Here is a 26,692-nt window from a genome sequence, read left to right on the forward strand (position 1 = left end):
GAAAGCGTAGGGCGGCGCGGAAGCCCACGCAGTCACCCATGTGACAGCTCAGCTCACGTTGCCCGCGTTCCGCGCACCGCCCTCGACCCGGATCAGGCCGTCCATCGACACGTTGTCGGTCACCGACCAGAGGCGCTTCGCCGGGGCGCCCGACCAGAGCGGGTTGACCATGATGCCGGGGTTGCAGTTCTGCACCAGGTTGTCCCGCACCGCCAGGATCGGCCCCCCGGCCGCGAACGCCCAGATCCCCAGGCCGGTGCCGCCCGAGACGGAGATCCGGTTGTCCGAGACGAAGACGTGGCGCATGCTGCCGATCTTGATGCCGCGGATCGTGCCCTCCCCCCGCCACCAGGCCTTGACCAGGTGGATGTCGTTGCCGGTCACCCGGATCGTCCGGCCCTGGATGGGCGGACCGGGGTGGTACGACACCCCGATGTGGACACCCTCGGCCACCTGGTCGAAGCGGCAGTCGGAGACCTCGACGTCACCGACGGCCGTGCCGCCGCCGATCACCACCCCACAGGCCCCGATCGACGCCTCGGCCGCGGCCGCCAGTTCCTTGCGGTAACCGGCGGCGTACCGGTCGCCGAACGCCGGCTCCAGCAGGATCCGGTCGGCGACCGAGCGCAGGTGCTTGGCCGCCGCCGACGGCGTCTGCACCGGGCGCGACGGCGGTGACGCGGCCAGCGCCGCCTCCCAGGCGCCCTGGGCCAGGGTGGAGTCGAAGCGCAGGCTGGCTCCGGGCGCCGGCAGGGCGACGTCCCGTCGGTCCCGGGCGATGTCGTCGGCCCTGCGCACGTTGACGCCCTCGCCGACCAGGTAGTCCCGCAGCGCCTTGCGACCCTCGTCGGTGTCGAAGATCCGCCCGGCGGCGTCGCCGAGGCGGCCCTTGAGCGAGGTGAGCTGCCGCTTGTAGCTGGGCAGCCGGCCCGGGTCCGCGGCGGCCAGGTCCGCCAGCCGGTGCAGGTACGCCCCGGCGCTCTGGTCCGAGTGCAGGTCCTCCGGCGTCGGCGGGTGCAGGGCGGCCAGGGTCTTCCACTCGCTCTCCGGCACCGTCGAGTTCATCCGCACGCCCCACTGCCCGACCCGGACCACGGTGTTGAAGTCGCCGCGTTCCAGCCGGTCCGCCCGGTCCAACGCCAGCCGGCCGACCAGCTGGGTGGCCAGCTCGCCGCGGAACTTCTCGTCCTTGACCAGCTCCTGAAGGGTCAGCGAGAGCGGTCGGGGCGGGGTGCTGAACCGGCAGCGGGTGACGACGGCGTGGTCCGGGTTGACCAGGAGCACGCCCTGCTGGCCGTGACCGATCAGGAAGTCCGAGTCGAGCACCCGGACCCGCCCGGGCGGGGTGCCCTGGTCGTTGCGCACGGTGAGGCAGGTGCTGCGCGGCGCGGCGCCGGCGACCCCGGCCAGCCGGACGTGCTCGACGGTCACCTCCGTGCAGTTGATCGCGCTGACCGGACCGAGCCGCCCCGAACTGTCGGCCGGCCCCGGGGTCTCCACGAACAGGTGCGACACCGACACCGAGCCGCAGTTGGCGAAGAGCAGGGCGTACTCGTGGCCCTGCACCTGGATCCGGCTCGCCGGCCCGCTGCCGAGCAGCCGGATGTTCGCCCGGTTGCTGAAGGTCACCGGCGTGTTGCTGGTGTAGAGCCCGGGCGCGAAGCAGATCAGCGCGTCCCCGGCGGGCAGGGTGTTCAACGCCTGCACCCAGTCGATGCCCGGCCGCAGCGTCAGCGTCGCCCAGCCGCCGGTGCTGGCCGCGGCGAGCTGGTTGATGGCGGCCTGGACGGTGGTCGCCCCGGCCAGCGACGGCCGCCCGGTCGGGTCGTACGACACCCGGTCGGCGCGGGAGAGGCTTGCGGTGAAGGTGAGCGGCAGGTGGGCCGGCTGCATCGCCTCGTCGAGGAGCTGGGCGGTGACCGCCTGGGTGGCGGTGCCCGAGTCGAGCTGCCAGGCGCAGCGGGCCCGACCGTCCGTACCGGTCTCCACGGTGACCGTGCTCGCGGTGGTCGCGCCGGCGGTCAGCTTCCCCTGGCCGGTGCTGACGGTGAACCGCACGCGCGCCTTGGCGACCGGTTGGCCGCCCGTGGAGACACCCGCCACCAGGTCGTGGCCGAGCGGCACCAGCGTCGCCGGGCTGTTCGGCACCGGCACCGCCTCCTGGCCGTCCCCGCCGAGCAGGCTCAGGGTCACCTGCCCGGTCAGCGGGGCGAAGACCGGGCGGCAGTCGCGCAGCACGCTCCACTGGCTGCCGTCGTACCCGAGGACGCCCAGCCGGCCGTGGGCCCGGCGGGGGCCGTGCGGGGTCTGCGGCACCGGCGTCGTGCCGGTCCTCGGCCACTGGACGTCGTGCACCGCCGAGCGGGCGGGGAAGGACCACCAGTCCCCCGTCCGGTAACTGCCCGCCGCGCCGAAGCGGATCTTGATGCCGAGCTCCAGGTCCAGCTCGGCGCCGCCGGTGGGGACGGTGCCCCGGCCGTCCCAGCGGCGCACCCGTGGCCGCCGGGGGAAGTCGGCCCGGTTCAGGCTGCCGGTGGCGGTGGCCGGGCGGATCACGATCCGGTCGCCCTCCACCCGGTCGACCTGCACCAGCGTGCCCGGCGTCGCGTTCTGCTCCCGGGTGTCGTCGGTCAGCTCCACCCAGGACCCGTTGGCGAAGCCCGCGCTGCCGTCGCGGCCGGGCACCTTCACCGTGAGCACGTCGACGTCGATGCTCTCCCAGGTCGCGACCGTGGAGCCGTTGTCGCGGGACCACACGTAGGTCGCCCCGCCGGGAGCGCCGCCGGCGAGGATCTCCACCCGGTAGCACTGGTTGTCCAGGCCGGTGTACGGGGAACCGGTCGGGATGACGCAGTCGCCGCCCGGAGCGCCGGTGGGATCGGCGCGGACCGCGAGGGTGCCGGTCGAGGCGGCGGTCAGCTCCGCCCAGCCGGGCGGGGTGTCGGCGCACCCCACCGGGGTGCTCGGCGGGCCGGCCTGCACCAGCCGGACCTGCCAGACGGTGCGCAGTCGGGTGGCGGTGTCCGGGCCGCCCAGGGCCACCTCGCGCAGGCTCGCGTCCTCGATGGCGGTGATGTGCTGCGACCAGGCCTGGAGCCAGGCCACGTAGACCCCGGCGGGGACGGCCGCGCCGGCGGCCAGCCAGGTGCCGTCGAGCTTGCGCACGAACGGGCCGGCCGGCAGGTCGGGCTGGGCGAAGACGGAGACCTGCGCGTCGTTCTCGCAGAGCACCCCGTCGAGGTAGTAGCGGCCGGCCGACAGCTTCAGGTCGCCGCCGCCCCCGGTCAGCGCGAAGGCCCCGTTGGCCAGCGGCGCGCCGGCCGGGCCGACCAGATCGGTCAGCGCGGTCGCCCGCAGGTGCGCCTGGATGTCCTGCTGCTCGTTCCAGTCCGCGTCCAGGTCCACCCGGCCCTGCTGTTTGCGCACGCTCGTCGCGTGCCGCCGCTGGTCGAACGTCGAGCGGCTGATGTCGCCCTTCATGGTGTGGTTCCTCCGGTCGGCAGCACGGGCAAGGGAGATGCCACCCGCCCCAGCGGCAGGTGCTCCCGCAGGGCGAGGGCCAGGTTGTTGAGGCGTTGCGGGGTGAGCGCGCGCCGAAACGCGCCCATCTCTGCACCGGACTCCGCGCCGGTGCGCAGCTCGGCGGCGGCGGTCTCGGCGAGCCGGCCGTACGTCGCGTCGCCGTACCGGGTGCTGGCGAAGGCCGGACCCACCCGGGTGGCCACGTCCGGGTCGCCGGGGTGGGCCTGCACGGCCAGGTCCGGCTGGCAGCGGTAGCGGCGCGGGGTCACCGAGCCGGGCCGCAGGTAGCTGAACCGCACGTACCCCTGCTGCCGGCGGGCCACCGTGACCACCCCGTCGAGCAGGCAGTCGGTCGCGGTCAGCACCCGCGCGCCGGTCGCGCCGAGCACGGTGACGCCGGCCAGCTCGACCTCGGCGTCCGCGGCGCCGATCCCGCCGTGCACCAGGGTGTCGGTGACGGTGAGCGGGCCGTCGCCGACGGCCAGCGACCCGGTGACGCACCGGTGCAGCGCCACCTCGACCCGCTCGTTGCCGGCCGCCACGGTCAGCCCGGTCGCGCCGGGCCCGACCGTGCAGTGCCGCAGCTCCAGCCGTCCCAGCCCCGGGCCGCCGGCGGACGGCGCGGCCACCGTCACCGGGCCGGCCACCAGCAGGCCGTCGACGACCAGCTCGCCGGGGCGGTCCCCCGCGCCGGCGCCGGTGACCGCCAGCCCGCCCAGCAGGCAGGGCCGCACGCCGACCGGGTCCAGGTCGGTCTGCCGGCGGGGCCGGTCCGGCGGCCGGGGCCACTGGGCGGCCAGCAGGATGAGCCGGCTGCCCTGCCCGACGCGCACCGCGACGGTCTCGGCGTAGCGGTGGCTGTCCAGCAGCACGATCCGGCCGGCGGTGCCGGGATGGGCCGCCTGCCAGTCGTGCCAGGCGGTGACGGCCTCGCCGAGCGAGGCGACCACCTCACCCGCGCGGGGCGGCTCCGTCGCGCTCACCCCGAGCTGCCAGTCCACCGGGCCGTCGGCCGCGCCGAGGTCACCCCGACGGGGGTACGGGCCGGCGCCGACGTCGGCGCTGAACGCGTACCACCAGGAGAGGGCCAGGCGGTGCACCGGCCGCCCGGCGGCGACGGTGACCCGGCCGAGCACCGGGTCGACCCGGACCAGGCTGCCGGTGGGCAGCTCCCACCCGGTCAGGTCGCAGATCCGCAGGTGTTCCAGGGGTACGGGGCGCAACTCGTCCGCCGCGGTCGGCTGGATCCACACCACGAAGGAGGGGTCGTCCTCGCGGAACCAGCGCAGCTCCTCCGACGCGGGCGGCGCGGTGGAGCCCAGCGCGGCCAGCTCGTCGCGCAGCGGGCGGCGGCGCAACGGGCCGGGCACGTTCGCCTCGTCGGCACGGTGGTCGATGTCCGGCTCGGTCACGGTCGGGCCGGTCAGCTGCCGGCCCACTCCGACCGGCTCGATCCACCACCGGCCGTCCGGCGGGTCGGCCGCCGGGGCGGCGGTGGCCCGGTCCAGCCGGTACGACGGCAGCGGCCACACGTACATGCCGATGTTGGGGATGTTCGGCCTGCCCGTGCCGGCGCCCATCGCCCGCACGTCGACCGTGCGGCAGACCGGTTCGAACGGACCGCCGACCAGTTCCAGCGGCCCGGCGTCCCGGATCGCCGCGGTGGCCGGCGCGGTCTTCGGGTGGTTGACGTGCTGGGTGATCACCAGCCGCTCGAAGAACTCGACGGCGGCGGTGCTCCAGCCGGTGTTCGCCCGGGTCAGCTCCTCCAGCGCGGCGGCGGTGCCCTTGCGGCGCCGGAACCGGATGGTGTCGGCCACCCGGGCCCGGTCGGAGAAGGCGGCCGCGTCGGGCAGCGGATGCAGCCGGCCCGCGCCCACCAGCTCGCCCAGGTAGGGCACCACCCACTCGGCGCAGGTCTCCACGAACCAGTCGTCGGAGAGCTGGTCGACGTCGGCGCCGAGCAGGTCGGCCTGCTCGGCCATCACCTCGACCAGGGCGCGCAGCACGCCCCCGGCGGCCTCGTCCTCGCTGCGCAGCGCGGCGGGCAGCAACCCCCAGATCTCCTCGGTCCTCACGATGCCTCCAGCAGGGTGACGTCGCCGGCGTCCGCGGTGAGCAGGTCGGCGGGGAGCAGCAGGTCGCCGGCGCGGCGGGCCGGCGCGGCCACGATCACGTCCGCCCGGCCCGGGGGCAGCTCCGCGTCGTGCAGGAGTTCCAGCACCACGCCGGCCACCCCGGGCACCCGGTGCAGCAGGGCCTGCACCTCGCTGGCGCGTACCGGTTGGGCGTAGTCGCGGGCGTCGAAGGACAGGCCGGCGACCAGGGCCGCGCGGGCGGCGGCGGCGACCGCGACGAAGCGGTGCCCGGGGGCGACCAGCAGCCGGGCGGTCACCGCGACCCGGCGGCGGCGGTGGCCGAGGATCCGGACCGGCACGGCGGGTTGCCGGGCGGCGTCCAGCGCGCGGAGCAGGTCCGTGCGCAGCGGCGCGCCGTCCGGGATCGCCGCGCCGTCCGGCCCGGCGACGGTGAGCAGGACGATCTGCCGCTCGCCGTCCCAGACCAGGTCGGCGCGGGCCTTCCCGACGCCGGCGAAGGCCCGCGCGAAGTCCGCGTGATCGTCGAGGGAGACGACCCGGCCGAGGGTACGCACCGCCAGCGGCGCGTTGCGCCGCGCCCGGCCCACGTTCTCCGGGTCGTCGGCGCCAGCCGCCGGGACCGGGTTGGTGACCTCCATCAGGCCCAGCGGGCGGGACAGCGGAATGGTCAGCCGTCCCGCCGCCAGGTCGGCCGGCCGGCCGATGCCGGACCGGTAGGTGGCCACCACGTTGTCCTGCCCGGTGGGCAACCGTGCGCCGGTGCGGCCGTCGCCGAAGGTGACGGTGACGGTGCCGTCGTCGGCCCGGCGGACGGTGTAGACCCGGGCGGTGGGCGCCTGGCCGAGCAGCGCGGGGACCTCCTGCCAGCGGACCCCGTCCACCCAGACGGCCAGGGTGGTGCGCGCCCCGCTGGCGGTGGCGGCAGGTACGTGGGTCAGTGGCGCGTGCCGGAGGGTGAAGCGCTGGAACGCCTGCCGGGCGTCGCCGGCGCCGAGCACCTCGGCCCGGCTCTCGCCGTGCGTCGCCTTCGCCACGTTGCCGAGCAGCCGCACGCTGTCGCGGCGGTAGGTGTGGGCGATCGTGCTGTCCAGATCCACCGTGGACGGGCCGCGTACCCGCAGCACGGTGACCACCTCGGAGACCGCCGCGCCGGTCGGGTCGACGCCGGTGAGCACCAGCCGGCGGCCGGGTTCCAGGCCGGGCGTCGGGCGGGCCAGCTCCAGGGTGGCCACCGTCGCCAGCGGGGCGGTCTCCGGTCGCGGGGCCACGGGGAGCTGCCGGCTGTCGGCGAGCACGGTGGTGCTCCGTCGGGAGAACGTGTCCGAGTCGCCGCCCGTGACGGTGATCCGGCTGGTCCGGGCGGTGATGCCGAAGTCCGCCACCGGCACCTCGGCCACTCCGCTGACCCAGCGCACCTGCGCCGCCCCGGCGGTCTCGAGCACCACCCAGGACCCGGCCAGGATCGCCGGGTACGACTGGTCCAGGTGCAGGTGGCGGTCCGCGGCGGCGAGCGGGGCGTCCGCCCAGCTGTCCTTGCGGGCGGCGTACGCGCCGGGCAGCACCTGGCTGGTGCCCGGGTTCAGCTCGCCGACCCGCAGCGCCACCGGCAGCGCCGACCACGGCTGGGCGTTGAAGCCGAACAGCGCGGCCCGCTGCGCGAGCAGGTGCACCTGCACCCCGGTGACCCGGGGGCGCAGCTCGACCGGGAGCACCTGCGCGGTCAGCGGCGCGTCCAGCGTCACCACCGTGTACGCGGGCACCACCTGCCGGCCGTCCCCGCCGGCCTGCGGCGCGGGCAGCACCGCCGTGGCGGCCCGGACCCGCCGCACGTCGAACCAGTCCGGGCCGAGCACCAGCAGCACGCTGCCGGCCGGCAGGACGGTGTCGGCGCCGGCCAGTGTCAGCGTCTCGTCGCCGGGGCGGGGCGGCCGGGGCTCGGTGACCCGCAGTCCCACCGCGTTGAGCTCCGGCCGGGCGACCAGCGGCTCGACGGTCTCGAACACCTGCGGCAGCTCGCCGGGGCCGGGGACGCTCTGCGCCTGGCTGCCCGCCGGGATCGGCACCCCGTCCGGCGCGCCGGGGGTGGCGGTGACGGTGAACGACAACCAGGTCGTGGCGGCGACACCGGGCCGCAGCTCGTACCCGATGGCCCGGGCCAGCATCAGCACCGAGCCGCGCTCGGTGGCGGTGCCGAGGAAGCCCTCGTTGGCGATCCGCTCCTGATAGAAGGCGAGCACGTCCAGGGTGGTCGCCCAGGCGTGCAGCAGGGCCACGGCCGGGTCGTCGACCTCGCGGGTGGTCAGCCCGGCCAGCTCGGGGCGGGCCCCGAGCCGGGCGAGCATGTCGGCGGCGAAGTCCGCCTGCCGGCCCAGCCGGTAGCTCACGCCGGCCCGGCCGGGCGGGTTGGGCCCACGGCCCGCTCGTGTCGTCACAGTCCACCCACCAGGTCGAGGTGCAGGATGCCGTGCTCGGGCACGCTGGGATCGTTGTCGAGGCGGATCACCTCGGTGTCGCCCGCGCGCAGCACCCGCGCGGTCAGCTCGCCGCCGGGCGCCACCCCGACCGGGTGCAGCTCGGTGACCCGTACGTCGGTGACGCCCGGGACGGTGACGGCGGCGGCGAGCAGCTGGCTGAGGTACAGCGGCGTGCCGAAGCTGAACCGGTCCGGGTGGAAGAAGCCCCGGCTCCCGTCGGGCAGGTCCCGGGTCGAGAAGAGGTCCAGCAGGGCCCGCCGCACGTCGGAGCGGAACGCCCCGGGCGTGACGCACACCCACAGCCGCAGCTCGACCGGCAGGTCGACCGGGTCGCGCAGTTGCAGGTCGTACCCGGCCACGCGGAACCGGTCCAGCCGCCCGGCCAGCCCGGGCTCGCCGGCCAGCCGCTGCCCGCCGCGCAGGTCGAGGGTGAGGAACACCGTCCACCAGGAACCGGTCCAGCGGATCCGTGCGGTGGCGTTGTCCACCTCCGGCAGGCGCAGCGCCGCGGCCACCCAGTCCGTGGTGGTCACCGCCCGTTCCTGGGTTCCGAAGGCGACCGGGGCGTGCTGGCGGGCGTGCTCGATGTCCTCCGGGTCGGTGCCGCCGACGGCGGGCAGCGGGTTGGTCACGGCCAGCACGCCGGAGCGGTCCGTGACCAGGGTGGTCAGGGCGTCGTGGCCGAGGTTGCCGGCCGCGCCGCCGCCGCGCCACCAGGTCACCTCGAACACCGTGCCGGCCGGTGGGCGGCGACCGGACACGTCGTCGCCGAAGCGCAGGACGACCCGGCCGTCGCCCTCGCGTTCGGGCACGAACCCCTGGTCGAACCGGTCGGCGTTGAGCAGGTCCCGCCGGGGCCGCCAACTGCCCTCGGTGGTCTCCAGCCGGATCAGCGGCAGCGCGGCGCGCGGGTCCTGGGTCAGCGCCTGGCTGGCCGGCGTGTCGGCCGCGAACGGGGTGGCGGCGGCCACCGGCTCGGCGGTCAGCAGCGGCCGCCAGCGGGTCTCCTCGGCGGGCGGGAGCTGGCCGCGTACCCCGATGGCGTGCTGGGCGGCCACCACGTTGGCCCGGGCGACCGCGCAGGTGACCAGGTGGTCGGTGCCGGAGCCGGCCACCGGGGCGGTCACGGTGAGCGGGAAGGCCAGCCGGTCGGCGGCGCTCCACCCGACCTCCAGCACGTTCACCCGCGCCACCGGGTCGGTGCCGGGGCGTACCGAGGTCAGCCGGACCACCTGCCGCCGCGTCGGGTCGGCGTCCGCCCGACGCCCGGTCTCCGGCGAGACCACCTCCTCCAGCAGCAGCAGGTCGCCGGGGGCCAGGCCGGTGGCCGGCTGGTCGAGCAGGGTCGCCCCGACCGCGCCGGCGGGCAGGCAGCAGTCCCGGCCGCCCCAGACGTGCAGGGCGATCTCGTTGCGGCTGGCCCGCGGGGTGAGGGCGGTCAGCGTCTCGAACCCGGTGGCGCCGCCGGCCAGCAGCGCCACCGCGTCGGCGGCCGGCACCGCCGGGGTGGCCCGGTCGGCGGCCAGGACCGGGGTGCCCGCCGGGATGCCCTGGGTCTCGGCGTCCGAACCGGCGGTGACCCGCACGCTGAGCCAGGCGCGGGCGGCGCAGCCGTCGTGCACGGCGTAGTCGAGCAGCCGGGCGTGCCGGCGGACCGAGATCCGGCTGCGGGCGGTGCCCAGGTACGCCTCGGTGCCGGCGGCGTCCTGCCGGTAGGAGAGCCGGTCGGCGACGTGCGCCAGCGCCTCCACCACGGTGATCAGTGGGTCGGCCGGGTTGCGTTCCGCCCAGCCGGGCAGGGCCGCCAGCCGGTCCAGCATCAGCCGCCGGAACCCCGCATAGTCCTTGGCGAGGTAGTCGGCCGGCGCGCCGGCCGGGCGGGGCGCCGGCCCGGCCGGGGCCGCCGGGGCCGGGTCCAGGTCGCTCGGGCAGTTCGCCTTGAAGGAGAACGTCGCCTCGGCCAGCACCGGGTCGAAGCCGGCCGGCACCCGGTCGTCCACCGCCGAGCGCACCAGCCGCAGCGTGTACGGGGAGAAGTCGCCGGCCCGGTCCACCCGGACGGTCAGCTCCGCGCCGGCGGCGGAGACGCTGACCACCCGTACGCCGGTGATCCGCACCCCGCCCTCGACGACCACGTTGCCGGCGGCCAGCGCGGCGCCGGTGGGCACCCCGTCGGGCTGGCCCGGCAGCGGATGCAGGAACCCCACCCGCAGCAGCTTCTGGTCGGCCGCGTCCACCTCGACCCAGTCGATGCCGTTGAACCCGCTGCCCGGACGTGCCACCTCGGCCCGGCGCTCGTCGTCGGTGCACCGCACGGTCATCTGCTCCCCCTCACGATGGCGACCTCGGCCGCCCGCCCGGTGGCGCGCAGCCGGTAGCCGACGTGCACCCGGACCGTGGCCTCCGCCAGGTCGACCCGGACGTCGTCGACCTCGATCAGCTCGCCGAGCCAGCGCTGCAACGCGCTGCGCGCCTGCAATTCGGCCGCGCCGACCACCGCCTCGTCGACCGGGGCGAAGAGGAGCTGGCCCAGGCCGGCGCCGAAGTCCGGCCGGTTCACCCGCTCACCGGGCGAGGTGAACAGCACCGCCTCGACCAGGTCGGCGACGTGCCGCTGCGGGCTCGCCAGCCCGGAGCGGCCCCGGTTGTCGGGACGCCACGGAAAGGCCGGGTAGGTCACGACGCCACCGCCCTGATCTGGAAGCCGGCCACCGTCGGTGGCCCCTGCGGGATGCCCTCGGCGCTCACGCCCAGCCCGACGCTGACGGCGAGCATCGCCGGCTGGCCGTTGACCAGCACCCGCGCCGCCGGGGTGGTCCACTGGATCCGGACGCAGGGCTGAGGTTTGGTGCCCGCGCCGACCGGCACCTGGAACGGGCAGCCGGTCACCGGGTACGCGTCGGCGGCGGTCACCACCGGCAGGCCGCCCACCAGCACCCGGGAGTTGCCGGTCTGCGGGGTGACCGGCCCGGCGTGCGGGCAGGAGAGCACGGCGCCGACGTGCAGCAGCGGGCCGGGCATCAGGTCACCGTCAGCGCGGTCTGGTTGACGGCCACGGTCGGCCCGACCAGGGTGATCGAGGCGCCCTTGCCGTTGGAGATGACGATCCCGGTGTCATTTATCGAGATCATCGCCCCGGTGAGCGTCTTGAGCAGGATGCCGCCCGCCGGCCCCGGGGCGTCGGAGACCATCACCGTGGCCTGCCCGGGCGTCTGCAGCACGATCGGCGGGGTGGGTGGCGGGGCGGCGGACACCAGGGCCGGGATCTCCGCCTTGGAGCCGTACCAGCAGCCGGTCCAGATGGGATGGTCGGAGTCGCCCTGCTCGAACTCCACCCAGACCCCGGTGCCGGGCAGCGGCACCGCGTACATGCCGGACTGGATGCCGGCCAGCGGGAAGCAGGGCATCGCCCAGGTGGACGGCGGCAGCGTGACGTCGGGGACGGTCACCTGGATCCGGCCCTGCTGCAAGGGGTCGATGTGGTTGACCACCGTGCCGCGATACTTGCCGTAGTACCTGGTCATACGTCGACCCTTCCCGAGGTGGAGAGCTGGGCGTTGCGGCTGAGGTTGAACCGCTGCTTGACCTCGCCGGCCTTGACCGTGGTGGTGACGCTCTTCACCACGTACTCGCCGTCGTAGGCGCGGCCGGCGCCGCGCACCCCGACCAGCCGGCGGCACTGCAGCAGGCGGCCGTAGCGCAGCACGTCCAGCGAGCCCGAGCCAGTGATCACGTTCGCCGACTGGGCGGCGCGGGCCAGGCCCCGGGCGAGGGTCTGCACCACGTCCATCCGTGCGGTGGCGTCGTCGGTACGGCTCGGGTCCGCCCGGCCGATGTTCATCCGCCGGTACGACAGCGGGATCGGGATCTTGCGGCCCAGCGGCGGATTCAGCGGGCTGACGTCCGGCACCGGCAACGGGATCGGCACCCGGACCTGCTCCGGGAACGCGGTGAGCAGGTAGACGGTCTTCTGCACCCCGTCGAACGAGAAGGAGAGCGACTCCACGTTGGAGAAGGCGTCGGAGTTGACGGTCAGCGCCGGCTGCGCCCGCCCGGCCCGGACCTCCGGCCCCCAGTACGCGATGTTCATCCCGGGCGTGGGACCCGGCTCCACGTGGAAGGTGTAACCGACCTCGTCGGCCAGCTGCGACACGTACGCGAACGTGGTGCCGCGCACGGCCGGGACCCGCTGGACCGGGTTCGGGGCGAACACCAGCACGCTGGGCACCAGCATCGGCACCACGCCGTACGCGGCGAACGGCGCCAGCAGGGTGAGCACCCGCGCCTCGGCGGGCATCGGCATGGGCAGGCCCGACAGGTCGATCAGGTCCATCATCTGGCTGACGTCGACCCCGGTCAGGGTCAGCGTCGACGCGCCGGCCTCGTTGCTGCGGGCCACGTCGTGGCGGGTCACCACGCCGTCGGAGAGCACCTGCGGGCGGCCGTCCAGGTGCAGGACCAGCAGCACCCGGGTCGGCGGGTCGAGGCTGCCGTCGGCGAGCATCCGCTCCACCAGCGAGCCCCGGCCGAGGGCGAACCGCAACTGGAAGCCGGAGCGCTGGCCGGCGTTCTGGGTCACCTGCGCCTCCTGCAGGGCCTCGACGAGCTCGTACGGGGCGGGCCCGAAGGTCAGCGGTCCGACCAGCAGTTGCAGCCGCACTCCCCTAGGCATGGCCGGCTCCGGGGAACCCCTCGGGCAGCGCGACCCGGACCACCCGGCCCGGCTGCTCCAGCTCGGCCGGGTCGAACGCGCCGTTGGCGTCGCAGAGCTGCCAGAACGCGGTCGGGTCGCCGACCGTACGGGCGGCCAGCAGGTCGACCCGGTCGCCGTCGGCCACCTGCTCCCAGCCGGCGGTGGCGAGCCGCTCGGCGGGCGGAACGAACCGGCGACGCAGGTGGACGACCTCCTGCCCGGTGTCCGGGTCCACGGTCACCGCGGTGCCCGTCGTGGCGTACCGGCTCTCCGGCGCGATCGTGCCCGCCCCCGGTACGCCGGCGGTGCTCCCGCCGGTCGCGGCGAGCAGCGTCTCGGCGACCCGGCTGCGGGCGGCGACCAGGGCCGGGTCGGTCTCGGGCGGCTGTGGCGCGGTCACGGCAGCCGGTCGATTCCGAGGTCGGTCAGCCGGCCGCCACGCGCCCGGCCGGCGAGCTGTTCGAGTTGCTGGTGGGCGGCCATGGCGAGGCCACCGGCCCGGCCGGCGGTGCCGACGTCGTTGACCGTCAGCACCCGCAGGCCCAGCCGGATCTTCGCGCGGATGGGGTTCAGCATCGGGTCGAACGCCTCCTCGGTGATGGTCAGCTCGGTGATCCGTACCGGCCAGAGCCGGCGCCGCCCGAAGGCCAGCAGCACCAGCGGCGCCGGTGGCGGCACCACCTCCAGCGTTCCGGCGGCCAGCAGCGCCGCGGCGTCCTGCACGGCGGTCAGGCTCGGATAGGCCAGCGACTCCAGGGCGGCCAGCTGCGCGGTCAGGCCGAGCTCCACCGCGTCGGCGTTGGACCGCGGTTCGGCGAGCTGGTCGGCGGCGTCCAGCTCGGCCTCCAGGGTGAGCGTCTGCACCGGCGGTCCGGTGATCCGCAGCGCCTCACCCTTCGCGCCGCCCTCGGCGCCGCCGGTCTTGAGCTGGAAGCCCCGGGTCAGCGCGTCCGGGTTGTACTGCAGGGTGATCACCCGCCGGGTCCGGCCGCTGTCCGGGTCGAGGACCACCAGGCCGGCGCGGAGCAGGCGGGGGCTGAGCGGACTGGTCACGGGGTGCCTCCTGTCGAGGGTCGGCGCCAGCGGATCCGCTCCGCGACGGCCCGGCTGATCCGCCCCTGCAACTGCCGGGGGTTGAGCCCGTCGAAGGTCAGCGAGCAGTTGGTCAGGTCGGTCACCCGGATCTGGCCGGTCTGCAGGCCCAGGCCGGTGAAGAGCAGGTTCACCCGTGCCACGGTCACGCTGCTCAGGGAGATGGGCCGCAGCGCCCCCGGCTGGTCGCTGCCGTCGGCCGCCCGGCTGACCCCGCCACCGATCCGCAGGCCGAGCAGGGCGTCGGGGGCCAGGACGATCTCGTTGGCGCCGCCGAGCGGAAGGGCGATCTCCCGGGGGTTGTTGACCGACAGGTCGGCGTCGATGTTGCGGATCGCCAGCCGTCCGGGCGGGGACGGTTGGTCGCTCTGGACGTCGGCGATGGTGTGCAGCAGTTCGTCCCGGGACTCCGGGGTGGGCCGCAGCAACCGGTTCAACCGGATCAGGTGCTCGTCCCGGGCCGGCCGGACCTCGCCGGTGGGCAGCCGCCAGCGCAGCAGGTCGACGGTGTTCGGCTCCTGCGGGCCGAGCCCGGACGGGTCTGCCACGGCGGGCAGGGTCACCCGGTAGACGAGTTCCTCGCCCTCCATGGTGAACCGGCCCGGTGTCCACCACGGCAGCGCGCCCGTCATCCGCCGGTAGTCCAGCGCCCCGTCGTGGAAGGCCAGCCGGGCCTCCCAGGTCCGCTCGCCCCAGACGAACCCGGAGTGCACCACGTCGAAGTCCAGCCGGCCGTTGAGGCTGTCGAGAACCTCGCCCAGGTGGTAGGTGTTCAGCACGCGCAGCAGCCCGTCCCAGGCCGCGGCCATCTCCCGGCGGCGCTGCTGGCTGGTGGTCGGGGCGGGGGTCGGGCTCGGCCCGCCGCCCAGCAGCATGCCGAGGTCGAGCGCGAAGGTGGCGTCGCGGATGTCCAGCGAGGGCAGCTCGCCGGCGCCGGAGGTGATCTCGTGGGTGAGGTCGCCGAGCAGTCCACGCTGCACGAACACGTACAGGCCGATGCCGTGGTCGACGAAGGTCAGGCCGCTGATCTCGCCGCCGGTGGCGGTGACGGTGGCGGGTGGCGACCCGCTCGGACCGAGGCCGGCCCCGCCCTGCTCGTAGCCGATGGCGGTGAACCGCAGCCCGTACTCCGGCCGGCCGGCGGGGGCGCCGAGCAGGCGCAGCTCCCGCCGGGCGTCGGCGGTGACCTGGGCCCGGATCGCGGTGAGGGTGGGCTGGCGCAGGTTGAGCCGCAGGCCGCCGTGGTCGAGGAAGTCCACGGCCAACCCCGCCGCGCCGAAGTCGGCGGTGCCGCCGGAGAGGAAGGTGCCGATGTCGAAGCCGACCCGGGGTGCGCTGATCGCGCCCAGGTCCAGCCCGCCCATGATCCGCATGCCCTGCGCGGTGTGGGTCGGTTCGACCAGGAAGCCGTCCAGCGGCGGGGTGGGGCGCAGCCGCAGCTCGCCGAGGACCGTCTCCCGGTCGGTGGCCAGCCGGATGGTGGTGCCGTCGCCGAGGTCGACCAGCAGCCCGCTGGCCCGGGTCTGCCCGACCACCAGCTCGCGCAGCAGCAGCCGGCGGAACCGGCCGCCGGGCGTGCCCGGCGGGTGCAGGTCGATCCGGGCCCGCGCCCGGATGTCGAGCAGGGTGATGGCGCCCTCGCCCGGCCGGATGCGCAGGCCGAGGGACTGACCCTGCCAGTTGAGCGCGTCCACCGAGACGGTCGCCAGCCGCAGTCCGGGGCCGCCGTTGGCGCCGATGTCAATCCCGTCCGGGCGAATGCTGACCAGTCCGGTGTCCAGGCCCTCGAACTGGACGTGCTGGGTGTGCTCGCCGGGCGTCGGGCCGGTGCCCAGGTGCCCTTCCGCGCCGGTGACCCGGGCCTCGACGTGGCCGCCGCGGCCGAAGGCCAGGGTGATCTGGGCGGCCGACAGGGCGGCGTCGACCCGCAGCGCCGCGTCGACCCGCCCGGCGATCTCCAGCCGGGTGGCGCCGGCGGTGATCCGGCCGGCGACCAGTCCCGCCGCCCGCGACCAGCGCAGGCCGCGCACGTTCACGTCGAGGATCTCCAGTGGTGGCAGGTTCGGCTGCCCGGCCGGGGTGGGTACCGGGCGGCCCAGGCCGATGTCCAGCACGCCGCTGCGGTAGCGCAGGTCCCGGCTGGTGATCCGGTCGATGTGCAGGCGCTCGACGAGCAGTTCGGCGTCGCCGGGCGGCCGGACCTGCCCGTCGGGACCGGTCCGTTCCGGGGCGCTGTCCCAGCGCCCGGTGACGGTGAGACCGTCCAGCACGGTGGGGCCGTGGGAGACGATCCGGCCGTCGCCGGCCCGCCAGTCGATGCCGGACAGTTCGATCCGGGACGGGCCGATGTCCTCGAACCGCAGCCCGCCGGCCTGCTCGGTGACGATCCGGCCGCCCAGCCCGGCCCGGCGGACGGTGACCGAGCCGTCGGGGGTGCGCAGGGTGGTGTCGGCGAGGGTGACCCCGCTGAGGGTGATCTGCTGGCTGTCCGTGGGGTCGCTGAGGATCCGGCCGGTGGCCGGGTCGACGCGGTGCGCGCCGGCCCGGATCAGGTCCACCGTGACGGCGGCGGCGGCCGGGCCGACGGGCTGGCCGCCGACCGTGCCGGTGATGGTGGTCGGGCCGCCCTGCAGCGCCCGGGACAGCACACTGAACCGGAGCTGGTCGAGCTGGCGCATGCTCAGCCGGCCCGAGTAGGTCAGCTCCTCGCCGGACAGGTCCAGCTCCAGGTCCTGCACCCGGACGCCGACCAGCGCGCCGCTGACGACCTCCACCGAGTAGCCCGGCGCCGGGTCCGTGACGTCCATGCCGATCCGGTCGGCGTCGATCCGGTCGATCACCATGGTGCGGATCAGCGCGCCCCGGACCTGCCGGCCGGTGGCGGCGGGCGCGGTGCGGACCAGCACGTCGAGGCTCATCCGGCCGATCAGGGTGCTGCCCCGGGAGTAGAGGCTGCGGGTGGCCGAGCGCATGGTGACCCCGGTCAGCTCGGTGCGTTCCACGACCAGGTCGGGCAGGCGCAGGTCGTCGCCCTGCGGCAGCACCCGGCCGTGGATCGCCTCGCCCGGGCTGCCGTCGGCACGGGCGGGCGCGGTGAAGGCGATCCGCCCGGCCGTCGTACCCGGCCCGGACAGCCCGGTGACGGTGAGGTCGCCGACGCCGAAGCCCACGGCGGCCCGGCCGGTGGGCAGGCCGGCCTCGGTGGCCGGGCCGCTCAGCTCGGCGGGGAGCAGGCCGCCGCCGGCGACGTCCAGGTCGGCGCGGGCCCGCAGCCGGTGGGCCTCGATCCGGTCCACGATGGTCGCGCCGCTGCGGACGTCGGTCGCGGTCACCTCGGCCACCCGGATCTCGGCACCCAGGGTGGCCGGGTCCAGGCCCGCGCTCAGCCCACTGACGGTCAACCCGCCGACCGACAGACCGAAGTACCGCCGGGCCCGTTCCCGCAGCTCCTGGAACTCCCGTTCCTCGGCCGCGCTGCGGTGACCCGGGACGTACCGGCCCGCCGCGTCCACCGGCTCGGCGGGACGCGCCGCCAGGACGCGCAGCCGGTCGAGGTCGGTCAGCCAGCGGGTGAGCTCGGCGCGCCGGGCCGCCCACTGCGGCTCGTCGGGCAGCGCGCCGAGCTGGGCGGCGACCTGCTCCCCGGTGGGCAGCTCGGCGGCGGTGACCCGGAGCGCGGGCTGGCCGTCCGCGCCGGGCAGCAGTCGTACGCCGGCGGCGGTGACCGACGCGGTGCTGCCCCGGGCGAGGGTGGCGGCGTCCGGGGCGGTGCGGTCCCGACGGAACCGGGCGATCAGCTCGTCGTCGGGCAGGTACTCGCCCGATCGGGAGGGCGCGGAGCCCTCAACGTGGATCGGGTCGATCTCCAGCCCGGCGGCCTCGACCCGACCGGTCAGCCCGGTCACCCGGATCCCGCCGATGTCCAGGGTGCCGCCCGCCGTCTGGCGGAGCTGGTCCGAGAGCGCGACCAGGCGACGCCGTTCGGGCTCGGTCAGCGACTCGGCGTTCCAGCGGTGCCGGGCCTCCAGCCGGTGCAGCTCCCGCTCCAGCGGCTCCAGCTCGGTCACCTGCCGGGTCACCCGGCTCAGCCGGTCCTGCAACGCGGCCCGTTCGGCGACCGTCGCCCGGCCGAGCCGTTCCCGCAGCGAGTCCTGCTCGGCGCGCAGCCGGGCCGGCAGGCTGTTGCCCAGCCCGATCAGGGTCCGGCCCACCTCGATCCGGCCGACCTGCTGCATCCCGGCGAAGGAGAGCCCCTCGGCGGTGGCGCTGGCGAAGCTGACCCGCAGCGAGTGCAGCATGGCGGCGGCGTCGGTGGCCCGCTCCCCCACCGTGCGCGGCGGGCGCATCACCCCGTCGGTGAGCAGGCCGATGGTGGCGTTGGCCAGCGGCGTGAAGATCTCCCCGGCGCTCAGCGAGGCGAACTGGCGGGCCAGGAAGGGCGCCCCGGCCGTGTACGGGGCGAGCAGCGCGTCGCTGATCTTCGACAGGAACGGCAGGCCGCCGTAGAACGAGATCACGTTGTGCAGCAGGTGGATCAGCGGGTCGATCAGCGGGATACCGATCCAGCCCCGCCGGCTGGGCTCGGTGACGTCCTCCCGACCGGTCGCCCCGGCCCGGAAGGCCAGGCTGGACAGGCCGAAACGGGTCAGCCCGAGGATCCCGCCCGGCAGCGAGTCGCTGGCGTAGACCACATCGGAGACGCTGAGCCCGGTCATCCCGGCCTGCGCGCCGACCGGCCGCTCGTAGCCCCGGTCGGAGAAGGAGGCCACGATGTCCAGGCCGGTGAGGACGACCCGGCCGGTACGCAGGGAGCTGCCGGTGAACGTCCGGTTGAACCCGTCGAGCTCCAGCCGGGGCAGCCGGACGCGGAGGATGCCCTGCCGGGCGTCGACCGACGCGGACAGCTGGTTGGTGTGCGCGCGGTCGGTGTCACTCAGTCGGGCCCCACCGAGGTCACCGCTGATCCACTGCGCGTCGTGCAGGTCGAACTCGCGGAGGGTGACCTCCTGGGTGAACAAGCTCAGCCCGGTCCGGCTGAGGAAGAGCAGCTTCAGCCCCACCGCGACCAGTCGGGCCAGGTCACCGACCACGGTGGGCGCGTCGTCCGTGCGCAGCGTCTCGGGTTCGAACGAGGGCCGCAGCCGGGCGTGGTAGAGCCGCAGCTGGTCGACCAGCTCGCGCAGGCCGGGGACCTGGTCGGCCCGGACGTCGCGGGAGCGCAGGAACACCCAGCGGCGGTCGTCGAGGGCGTACAGCTGGACGATCAGCGAACGCAGCTCGGTGGCGCGGTCCGCCCGCCAGAGCCGGTCGTCGCGCAGCCGGTCGCGGAGCTGGTCGCGGGCCTCGATCCGGCGCGGGCCGGAGATCGCGGTGACCGCCAGGGAGGCGCGCATCTCCGGGGTCATCGCCGAGCGCATCCGGGCCCAGCGGTCCGGGTCCTCGGCCTCCAGCCGGGCCTGGTCGGCCACCGGCAGGTTCCGCACCAGCTGGAAGGCGAGCCACGCCTCGCGCGGGTTGACCGCCCAGTCGGTCAGGCCGACGGCGAGCAGTTGGCGGGCCTGCCGCTCCAGGTGGGCGGGGTCCCGCAGGGCCAGCAGGTCCAGCACCTCGGTCCGCCACATCTCGTGGGTGAGGTGGGCGTCGGGCAGCGCGTCGAGGATCCGGTCCAGGTCGCGCAGCGCGTCGAGCCGGTGGACTGCGGTGCGCAGGGTCTCCCGGCCCCGGGCGGCCGCCGCGCCGGTCACCGCCCCGGTGGGCTGGTCGAGGCCGATCAGGCGGCGGACCAGCGCGACCGCCCGCGGCCCGTCCAACCCGCCCTGCACCTCCCGGTGGATCTCCTCGACGACCCGACCGGCGTCGACCTGCCCGGCGCTGCGGCGGGCCGGGTCGAGCGGTTCGGCGAGGCTGCCCACCCCGGTGTACCGGCCGCCGAGGATGTCCTCGGCCGGGATGTTCTCCTCCAGCCGGGCGAACCACCGGCCCTGCTCCAGCCGCCGCCACCGGTCCTGCGCGGCCAGCGGCAGGCTGCGCACCAGCAGGTACGCGAAGCGGGCCTCGTGGTCGCGGATCGCCCAGTCGAATACCCCGTACGACAGCAGCCCCTCGATCCGGGTCAGGTTCTGGTGCTCCTCCCGGGCGGCCAGGACGACGAGCAGCCGGGGGCCGAGGGTCGCGCCGATCCGCTTCTCCGCCCAGGGCAGGTCGTCGAGGAGCACGTCGAGCCGGCCGCCCTCGTCGAGCCGGCGCACCACGTGGCGCAGCCGGGCACCGGGTTCCGGCGGGCCGGCGGTGGCCGTACCCGCGCCGGCCGCGCCGCCGCTCGGCGCGGTGGCGGCCGCGCCCCCGGCGGTGGGCGGCGCGGTGGCGAGCGCGGCGAGCAGGTCCAGCGCCTCCGCGGCCCGGTGCTCGCCGATCAGCCGCTCGGCCCGCCGCGACACCGTCCGCAGGTCGGCGTCTGCGTCCAGCCGCCGGCTCTCGTCGTCGACCCCGCCGAGCGCGGTGAGCTGCGCCCGCAGCGCGGCGGCGTCGGTGCCGCGCGGCGTCCGCTCGGCCACCAGCGCGTGGAAGAAGACCTTGCGGTCGCCGTTGAGGAGTTCCCGCAGGACGCTGTCGCGCAGCGCGCGCACCACGTTGAGCGCGGTGCGCCGCTCGACCGGGCCGAGCCCCTCGGTGCTCAGCCCGTGCACGTTGCCGGCTTCCAGGACCCGCAGCAGGTAGGGCGTCTGGCCGCCGAGGGCGGCGAGGGCGGCGCCCGGGTAGAGCCGGTGGTGGTCGTCGTCGAGGTTGCGGGCCAGGTCGGTGCGGCGGTTCGCGGGCAGGCTGTGCACCAGGTTGCGGGCGACCAGGAAGGGCATCGTGTCGAGCACCCGCAGGCAGCCCCGCACGTCGTCGCCGGAGACCCACAACCCGTCGAGCAGGTCGATCAGCCGGGCCCGTTCCGCGCGGTAGCGTCGGTCGACGATCTCGCTGAGCTGTGACTCCAGCAGCCCGGTCTCGGTCTCGCTCGCCGCCGCCGTGCTGGCCGGGGGCGACGGGGCGGTGCCGACGGCGCCGGTGTCGGCGGCGACCGCGCCGGTGGGCAGCCGCGCCGCCGGCGCCCACAGCGGCCGGCCGGCTGCGGCCGCCTCGGCGAGCTGCCGGGCCTCGGCCTCCGGGTCGGTCCGGTCCGGGTACGCCCCGGGCGCCGCGCTCGCCTGCGCCAGGTGCCCGAGTTCGTGGGCCAGCAGGGCCCGCCCGGCGGCCCGTTGCGGGTCGAAGCCGGGGGCCAGGTAGAGCGCGCCGTCGGCGAACAGGCCCCGGGCGCCGTGGTTGCCGGCCCGGCGCCCGGCGTCGCCGAGGTGCACCCGCACGGCGTCCGGCCGCAGGCCCAGCGCGGGAGCCCACCGGCCGACCAGGTCACTGGTGAGCGCGGCCAGCGCCTCGTCCCGCGCCGGGGCGTCGTCCCGGTCCGGGGCCGGCGCGGCGTGGACCGCCGCCTCGCGCTCGGTCATCGGCCCGGCTCCGGGTGTCCGGGGCGGCCCAGCCCGGCCCAGATCGCCTCGGCCAGCGCGGCCGGCAGGTCGACGTCGGGGCGGGCGCGCAGCGGCCCGGGCGCGGGGGCGGTCCGCGGCAGGCCCCGGTCGGTGAGGAGCCTGGTCAACGCCGCGGTCACGGCGGCCGCGAGCGCGGCCGGGTCGGGCACCTCGACCCCGGTGAGGACCAGCTCGCGGACGTCCACCTCGATGTTCATGTCCACAGCCCCGGGTCCGCGGGCCGGTCGTGCTTGGCGTACTCGGCGGCGACCGCGTCGAGGACGTGTCGCATCCCGACCGGGGCGCCGTCGCCGGACGCGACGAGCGCGGCGCGCAGCGCGATGGTGTGGATGTCCCCGCCGGTGAGGTCCAGCTCGGCGAGCCGGGCCAGGTCGAGGCCGTCGGTGGCCAGCCCGGGCGGGAAGGCCCGCCGCCACAGGTCGGCCCGCTCGACCGGGCCGGGGTGTCCGAACGGGACCACCACCCGCAGCCGGCGCAGGAACGCCGGGTCGATCGCGGTGCGCATGTTGGTGGTCAGCACCGCCACGCCCCGGTACTGCTCCATCCGTTGCAGCAGGTACGACACCTCGATGTTGGCGTACCGGTCGTGGCTGTCCTTCACCTCCGAGCGCCGGCCGAACAGCGCGTCGGCCTCGTCGAAGAGCAGCACGGTGCCGCCGCGTTCGGCGGCGTCGAAGATCCGGCGCAGCTGCTTCTCGGTCTCCCCGATCCACTTGCTCACCACGGTGGCCAGGTCGATGCGGTGCAGGTCCAGGCCGAGCGCGCCGGCCACCACCTCGGCGGCGAGGGTCTTGCCGGTGCCGCTCGGCCCGGCGAACAGCGCGGTGACGCCCAGCCCCCGGGCGGTGCGCTGGCCGAAGCCCCGCTCGGCGAGCAGCACCCGGCCCGCGGCGGCGGCGGTGAGCTGGCGCAGCTGCTCACGCGCCGGCGCGGGCAGCACCAGGTCGTCCCAGCCGGCCCGGACGTCGATCCGCTCGGCGAGGCCGTCGAGGTCCCGGCGTACCCCGGCGCGGACCAGGTCCCGGGCGGCGGTGACCGGATCGGCGCCGGGCCGTCCGGCGGTGGCGAGGATGTCGCTGTGCGCCAGGTCGAACTCGCGGGCCAGTGCGGCGGCCGGCCCGCCGGCGCGGCCGGGCAGCACCCGCCGCCACAGCTCCCGCTGCTCGTCGCGGGTCGGCCGGTCCACGACCGGCCCGGCGCCGACCCCGTGCAGCGGCACGGCCCGGGGGGTGGAGAGCAGGACGTCGCCGATGATCCGGGCCAGCAGGTACTCCACGGTGGTCAGCAGCTCGGGCGGCTCGTCGCCGGCCAGCTCGACCAGCAGGACCGGGTCGGCGAGCACCACCTCCCGGTTCCACAGCCGGGCGAAGGCGTCCCGGTCGGTGACGACGCGGGGCAGGTCGGCGGCGGCGACCCGGTGACCGGTACGCCGCACCGTGGCGACGGCCAGCGCGACCACGTCGGTCCGGTCGGCCCGGTCCGGTCCGCAGATCCGCAGCGCGCGGCGGCCGGCCTGCCACGCCTCGGCCAGCTGGGTCGCGGCCCGTCGCCGGCTCGCCGGCAGGGTGGCCGGTGCGGCGGGCAGGTCCGCCAGGTACGGCCGGAGCCGCTCGTCGAGCCGGCCGGCGCCGCGTACCTCGTGCAGGATCCGCTCGTCGGGGCGGACCGGGGCGTGCGGCAGCGGCCCGTCACCCAGCTCGACCAGCCGGGCGGCGCGCAGCGGCCGGTCGGCGGCGAGCGCGTCCCAGTGCGGACCGGGCAGGGTGTCCAGGCACCAGGCGAAGGTGGGGGGACGGTCCAGCAGCCCGAGCTCCCCGGCGACGGCGGCGACCAAAACGTCGCGTTCGAACCCGCTGAGCCCGAAGCCGGCGGCGATCCGGTCCAGTGCGGGGCAGCCGGCGGGCGGCGGGTCCGCCGGTTCGCCCTTGAGCAGGAGCCGGATGCGGTCCACCTCGGCGGGCAGCCCGTCGGCGGCGGTGGCGGCGACCGGCGGGGCGGGCCAGCGGGCGGCGGGGCGTGGGGCGGGCATCACAGGACCACCGACGGTCCGGTGTACCGGCCGGCGGGGTCGGCGGTCAGCGGGCTGTCCACCCCGTCCACCCGGAGCCGGGCCAGGTACGTGCCGGCGGGCAGGTCCCGGAAGCCGAAGCGGATCCGGTCGGTGCTGTCGGCGCCCGACGCGACGCCGTTGCCGGGCGGTGCGGGCAGCACGGTGCCGGCGCCGCCGGTCAGCGAGAGGGTGACCTGCTGGGTCGCGCCGACGCGCGGGTCGACGGTGACGGTGACCGCGCCGGTGCGCAGCGGCACCCCGTCGACGGTGCGGGTGGAGTCGACCACCACGTCGCCGGGCGCGACGGTGATCAGCGGGCGGTAGGTGACCGGCACCGCGTCCGAGCTGAGCGCCGGCCGGGGGCTGGGCGGGTCGCCGAGGTCGACGGCGTGCGTGACGACCAGTCCGGAGATCCCGGCCGGCACCGGCCGGTCGAAGGCGGCCAGCGGCACCCGCAGCTCCCCGGCGGTGGCGGACGCCGGGCTGGCGCCGGCCGCGCCGATCCGGATCCGGGTGTCCCGGCCGGACAGGTTGCGGCCGGTGACCACCAGCGTCGCCCCGGCGGTGACCGGGGTGCCGGTCGGGCCGTCCGCCCGCACCTGGTCGACCTCGGGCCCGGCGACGTCGACGGTGCCGGCGGTGACCGCGCGGACCGGCAGCGGTTCCCGCGCGCCGCGCACCGGGTCGATCAGCACCACCGAGACGTCGAAGAAGACGCTGGTCCGGTACGGCGCGCTGAACGCCGACCAGAGCCGGAAGGTCTCCTCCCCGCCCGGGCTGTTGGTGGTGGCGATCCGCAGCTGCTCGAACTGCTCGGCGAGGCGGGAGTCGGCGACCGGTGCGGGCAGGGTCGGGTCCGGCGGGTCGGGTGCGAGGGACCGGCGGATCGCCGTGCGGGTGAGCACCGGCGTCTCGTGCAGCATGGCCAGCAGGTGCCCGAGCAGGATCTCGCTGGTCAGCGGGTCGTGGCCGTAGACGCTCGCGACGTAGTGCAGGTCCACGCCGAGCGGCGGCGCGGCGACGTCGCTGCCGGCCGCGTCCCGCGGCGGCGGGCCGAGGTTGGCCCAGGACGGGTTGCGGGTGACCCGGTTCAGGAACAGGTTGACCTGGTTGCCCTCCTGGTTGCCCACGGTCACCCGGTCGGGCGGGCCGGCGGAGACGGTGACCCCGCCGACGGCCGAGGAGGCGCCGGTGGCGCGCAGGTAGGCCATCAGCTGGCCGCGCAGCACCGCGGTGACCGCGGCGAGGGCGTACGCGGTGCTCATCGTGGCCCTCCCGGGTCGCGCAGGTAGGCCTCCAGCTCGGGGGCCGGCCCCGGCTCGGCGACGGGCGGCGGGGCGGCGGGCGGGACTGGCGGCCCCGCGGCGGTCACCGGGCGCTGGCCGGGGGCGAGCCGGACGTCGATCCGGCCGATGTGGACGTGCACGGTGGGCCGCTCCGGCGCCCGGACGGCGGCCCGGGTCACCGGTGCGACGCGCGCCGGCGGGGCGGGCGGCGCGGGCCGTACCACGGGCGGCGCGACCGGGGGCGGTGCCGGCTGCGGCGGCAGGGCCGGCGCGGCGGGCGGGGGCAGCTCCGCCGGCCCGGCCGGCGGGGGCCCGGTCACCAGCCGGTCGAGGGTGACCTCCCGCAGCACCCGGGTCGTCTCCTCCCGGGTGACCGGCTCGGGCGCGGCCGGACGCGACGGAGCCGCCTCGCGCGGCGGGGCGGCGGGGACGGCCGGCACGGCCGCCCGAACCGGCTCGACCGCCGGCGCGGTGGCCGCCGCCGGCCGCCCGACCGGTGGCACCGGTGCCCGCGCGGCGGCGGACGCCGGGCTGCTGGGCGACGCCGGCGGCGCGGCCACCGGACGGGTCGCGGGGCGTGGTGGGAACGGAGCGTCCCGCTCGATGTCGTACGCCTCGAAGCCGCCGCCCGGCTCGGGCTGCTCGGGTTCGAACCGGCCGAGGGTGCGCGGCCGGAGCCGGTGCGCGCTGCCCACGGCCAGCGCGGCCAGCGCGGCCAGGTAGCCGGTCATGGCACCTGCTCCAGGTACGCGGCCCGGCGGTGCGGGCCCAGGCCCAGCACCTCCGCCTCCGACCAGCCGTACGCGCGGGCCAGCCGGTGCACCTCGCCGAGCAGCCGCCGGACCCGGGCGTCGGCGGCCTGCCACGCCCAGGCGGGGAGGTCCAGCAGGGCCTCGGTGCCGGTGCCGCAGGCCGGGCAGGTCAGCGCCACGGCGACCACCCCGAGTGGGTCCCGTTCGGCCATCGCCGCCGACACGGCGGGCAGCAGCTCGGCCGGCTCGGCCACCGGCGGCTCGGCGGCGACCAGGCAGCGCTGGAGCAGCCGGCGCTCGGCGGCCGCGAGGTCACCCGCGCGTGCCGCTTCGGCCAGGTCGGCCGGGGTGGGCAGGCGCAGCGTCAGCCGGTGCCCCCGCCAGTCGAGGGTGAACGTACCGGTGGGCGGTTGCGGCGCGGCGGCCAGCAGCTCGGCCACGGTGAAGCCGACCTCGAGGCGCTCCGGGCAGGCCGGACAGTCCATGATGGTCTCCACCCGCCCACCGGTCCAGTCCCCCGCGGTCCGCAGCAGCAGGGCCGCCACCGCGCCCACCGGCAGCCGCTCGGCGTCGGGGCGGTCGAGCAGCAGCAGCGGTCGGTGTGCCGCCGGCCGGTCGAGCGCGTGGTCCCAGGCGGAGACCAGCTCCGCCTCGGTCAGCGGCCGCCCCCTGGTCACGACCCGAGCCGGGGCTCGGCCGGCTCGGCGACCGCCTCGTCGCGCTCCCAGCCCTCGTTCTCCAGCTTGATGTGCTCGATCGCCACCGCGTTGGCGTTGGCGTCCAGCTCCGGCAGCGCCTGGTACTCCGACACCCAGCACCGGAACAGCCGGTACGACTGGGCGACCTGGCCGGCCTCGTTGAGCAGCTCGATGGTGATGTCCCGGCGGAAGTCGGCCAGCGACACCTCGGAGCCGAGCCCGGCGTGCAGCGCCCAGATCTTCCCGGCCCACGCGGCGAACTCCGCGTCGTGGGTCAGCCCGCGCTCCAGCGTCACCGCCTCGAACTCGCTGCGCCCCGGCGACTTGCGGCTGGTGGACGGGTCGCCGCCGTCGCGGTGCTTGACCACCTCGGTGGTCCGCTTCAAGGCGCTGACCTTGCTCACCCCGGCCACGTACCGGCCGTCCCACTTGACCCGGAACTTGAAGTTCTTGTACGGGTCGAACCGGGTCGGGTTGACGGCGAACTGCACCAT

General features: G+C 76.3%; 17 protein-coding genes. All 17 read right to left on the reverse strand.

Features of this window, described 5'->3' with window-relative positions; translation table 11 throughout:
• Positions 1 to 48: 48 nt before the first annotated feature.
• From V6U89_RS15730 to V6U89_RS15810, 17 genes are read right to left on the reverse strand one after another with little or no spacing between them, the layout of a single operon-like run.
• Positions 49 to 3,480 carry a DUF6519 domain-containing protein gene (locus V6U89_RS15730; protein WP_334571889.1) on the reverse strand — a complete coding sequence of 1,144 codons (3,432 nt, stop codon included), beginning with the start codon at positions 3,478 to 3,480 and terminating at the stop codon, positions 49 to 51.
• Positions 3,477 to 5,600, reverse strand: coding sequence for a phage tail protein (locus V6U89_RS15735; RefSeq protein WP_334571890.1), 2,124 nt, complete (start codon positions 5,598 to 5,600; stop codon positions 3,477 to 3,479). Before V6U89_RS15735 ends, V6U89_RS15730 begins: the two co-directional genes overlap by 4 nt.
• Positions 5,597 to 8,053, reverse strand: coding sequence for a putative baseplate assembly protein (locus V6U89_RS15740; protein ID WP_334571891.1), 2,457 nt, complete (start codon positions 8,051 to 8,053; stop codon positions 5,597 to 5,599). The genes V6U89_RS15735 and V6U89_RS15740 overlap by 4 nt, the downstream gene beginning before the upstream one ends.
• Positions 8,050 to 10,416, reverse strand: a complete 2,367-nt coding sequence (locus tag V6U89_RS15745) for a hypothetical protein (protein ID WP_334571892.1) — start codon at positions 10,414 to 10,416, stop codon at positions 8,050 to 8,052. Before V6U89_RS15745 ends, V6U89_RS15740 begins: the two co-directional genes overlap by 4 nt.
• Positions 10,413 to 10,775, reverse strand: coding sequence for a GPW/gp25 family protein (locus tag V6U89_RS15750; RefSeq protein WP_334571893.1), 363 nt, complete (start codon positions 10,773 to 10,775; stop codon positions 10,413 to 10,415). Before V6U89_RS15750 ends, V6U89_RS15745 begins: the two co-directional genes overlap by 4 nt.
• Positions 10,772 to 11,116 (reverse strand): hypothetical protein, encoded by a 345-nt coding sequence (locus V6U89_RS15755; protein ID WP_088961873.1) that lies wholly within the window; start codon positions 11,114 to 11,116, stop codon positions 10,772 to 10,774. The genes V6U89_RS15750 and V6U89_RS15755 overlap by 4 nt, the downstream gene beginning before the upstream one ends.
• Positions 11,116 to 11,619 (reverse strand): phage baseplate assembly protein V, encoded by a 504-nt coding sequence (locus V6U89_RS15760; RefSeq protein WP_179805109.1) that lies wholly within the window; start codon positions 11,617 to 11,619, stop codon positions 11,116 to 11,118. The genes V6U89_RS15755 and V6U89_RS15760 overlap by 1 nt, the downstream gene beginning before the upstream one ends.
• Entirely contained in the window at positions 11,616 to 12,767 is a 1,152-nt protein-coding gene (locus V6U89_RS15765; RefSeq protein ID WP_334571895.1) for a hypothetical protein, read from the reverse strand. Before V6U89_RS15765 ends, V6U89_RS15760 begins: the two co-directional genes overlap by 4 nt.
• Positions 12,760 to 13,188: a hypothetical protein gene (locus V6U89_RS15770; RefSeq protein WP_334571896.1), complete on the reverse strand. Its 429-nt coding sequence runs from the start codon at positions 13,186 to 13,188 to the stop codon at positions 12,760 to 12,762. Before V6U89_RS15770 ends, V6U89_RS15765 begins: the two co-directional genes overlap by 8 nt.
• The gene (locus V6U89_RS15775; RefSeq protein WP_154936630.1) at positions 13,185 to 13,841 is read right to left on the reverse strand and encodes a hypothetical protein; all 657 of its coding nucleotides are present in this window, start codon (positions 13,839 to 13,841) and stop codon (positions 13,185 to 13,187) included. The genes V6U89_RS15770 and V6U89_RS15775 overlap by 4 nt, the downstream gene beginning before the upstream one ends.
• The gene (locus tag V6U89_RS15780) at positions 13,838 to 21,370 is read right to left on the reverse strand and encodes an eCIS core domain-containing protein (protein WP_334571897.1); all 7,533 of its coding nucleotides are present in this window, start codon (positions 21,368 to 21,370) and stop codon (positions 13,838 to 13,840) included. The genes V6U89_RS15775 and V6U89_RS15780 overlap by 4 nt, the downstream gene beginning before the upstream one ends.
• A complete protein-coding gene (locus V6U89_RS15785; protein ID WP_334571898.1) occupies positions 21,367 to 21,609 on the reverse strand; it encodes a hypothetical protein in 243 nt (80 codons plus the stop codon). The genes V6U89_RS15780 and V6U89_RS15785 overlap by 4 nt, the downstream gene beginning before the upstream one ends.
• Positions 21,606 to 23,441 (reverse strand): ATP-binding protein, encoded by a 1,836-nt coding sequence (locus V6U89_RS15790; protein WP_334571899.1) that lies wholly within the window; start codon positions 23,439 to 23,441, stop codon positions 21,606 to 21,608. Before V6U89_RS15790 ends, V6U89_RS15785 begins: the two co-directional genes overlap by 4 nt.
• Complete coding sequence (locus tag V6U89_RS15795) at positions 23,441 to 24,727, reverse strand: DUF4255 domain-containing protein (protein WP_334571901.1); 1,287 nt, start codon at positions 24,725 to 24,727, stop codon at positions 23,441 to 23,443. Before V6U89_RS15795 ends, V6U89_RS15790 begins: the two co-directional genes overlap by 1 nt.
• Positions 24,724 to 25,479 carry a hypothetical protein gene (locus V6U89_RS15800; RefSeq protein ID WP_334571903.1) on the reverse strand — a complete coding sequence of 252 codons (756 nt, stop codon included), beginning with the start codon at positions 25,477 to 25,479 and terminating at the stop codon, positions 24,724 to 24,726. The genes V6U89_RS15795 and V6U89_RS15800 overlap by 4 nt, the downstream gene beginning before the upstream one ends.
• Positions 25,476 to 26,177, reverse strand: coding sequence for a hypothetical protein (locus V6U89_RS15805; RefSeq protein ID WP_334571904.1), 702 nt, complete (start codon positions 26,175 to 26,177; stop codon positions 25,476 to 25,478). The genes V6U89_RS15800 and V6U89_RS15805 overlap by 4 nt, the downstream gene beginning before the upstream one ends.
• The gene (locus V6U89_RS15810) at positions 26,174 to 26,692 is read right to left on the reverse strand and encodes a phage tail protein (protein WP_088961863.1); all 519 of its coding nucleotides are present in this window, start codon (positions 26,690 to 26,692) and stop codon (positions 26,174 to 26,176) included. The genes V6U89_RS15805 and V6U89_RS15810 overlap by 4 nt, the downstream gene beginning before the upstream one ends.

Origin of the sequence: Micromonospora sp. CPCC 206171 (assembly GCF_036906755.1) — a bacterium.
Taxonomy (GTDB): domain Bacteria; phylum Actinomycetota; class Actinomycetes; order Mycobacteriales; family Micromonosporaceae; genus Micromonospora; species Micromonospora purpureochromogenes.

Bases quoted from the DNA above. Each gene is read 5' to 3' on its own strand.
- V6U89_RS15785 (WP_334571898.1), bottom strand. From the start codon at position 21,609: ATGAACATCGAGGTGGACGTCCGCGAGCTGGTCCTCACCGGGGTCGAG.
- V6U89_RS15745 (WP_334571892.1), bottom strand. From the start codon at position 10,416: ATGACCGTGCGGTGCACCGACGACGAGCGCCGGGCCGAGGTGGCACGT.
- V6U89_RS15790 (WP_334571899.1), bottom strand. From the start codon at position 23,441: ATGCCCGCCCCACGCCCCGCCGCCCGCTGGCCCGCCCCGCCGGTCGCC.
- V6U89_RS15760 (WP_179805109.1), bottom strand. From the start codon at position 11,619: ATGACCAGGTACTACGGCAAGTATCGCGGCACGGTGGTCAACCACATC.
- V6U89_RS15795 (WP_334571901.1), bottom strand. From the start codon at position 24,727: ATGAGCACCGCGTACGCCCTCGCCGCGGTCACCGCGGTGCTGCGCGGC.
- V6U89_RS15755 (WP_088961873.1), bottom strand. From the start codon at position 11,116: ATGCCCGGCCCGCTGCTGCACGTCGGCGCCGTGCTCTCCTGCCCGCAC.
- V6U89_RS15810 (WP_088961863.1), bottom strand. From the start codon at position 26,692: ATGGTGCAGTTCGCCGTCAACCCGACCCGGTTCGACCCGTACAAGAAC.
- V6U89_RS15765 (WP_334571895.1), bottom strand. From the start codon at position 12,767: ATGCCTAGGGGAGTGCGGCTGCAACTGCTGGTCGGACCGCTGACCTTC.
- V6U89_RS15800 (WP_334571903.1), bottom strand. From the start codon at position 25,479: ATGACCGGCTACCTGGCCGCGCTGGCCGCGCTGGCCGTGGGCAGCGCG.
- V6U89_RS15730 (WP_334571889.1), bottom strand. From the start codon at position 3,480: ATGAAGGGCGACATCAGCCGCTCGACGTTCGACCAGCGGCGGCACGCG.
- V6U89_RS15780 (WP_334571897.1), bottom strand. From the start codon at position 21,370: ATGACCGAGCGCGAGGCGGCGGTCCACGCCGCGCCGGCCCCGGACCGG.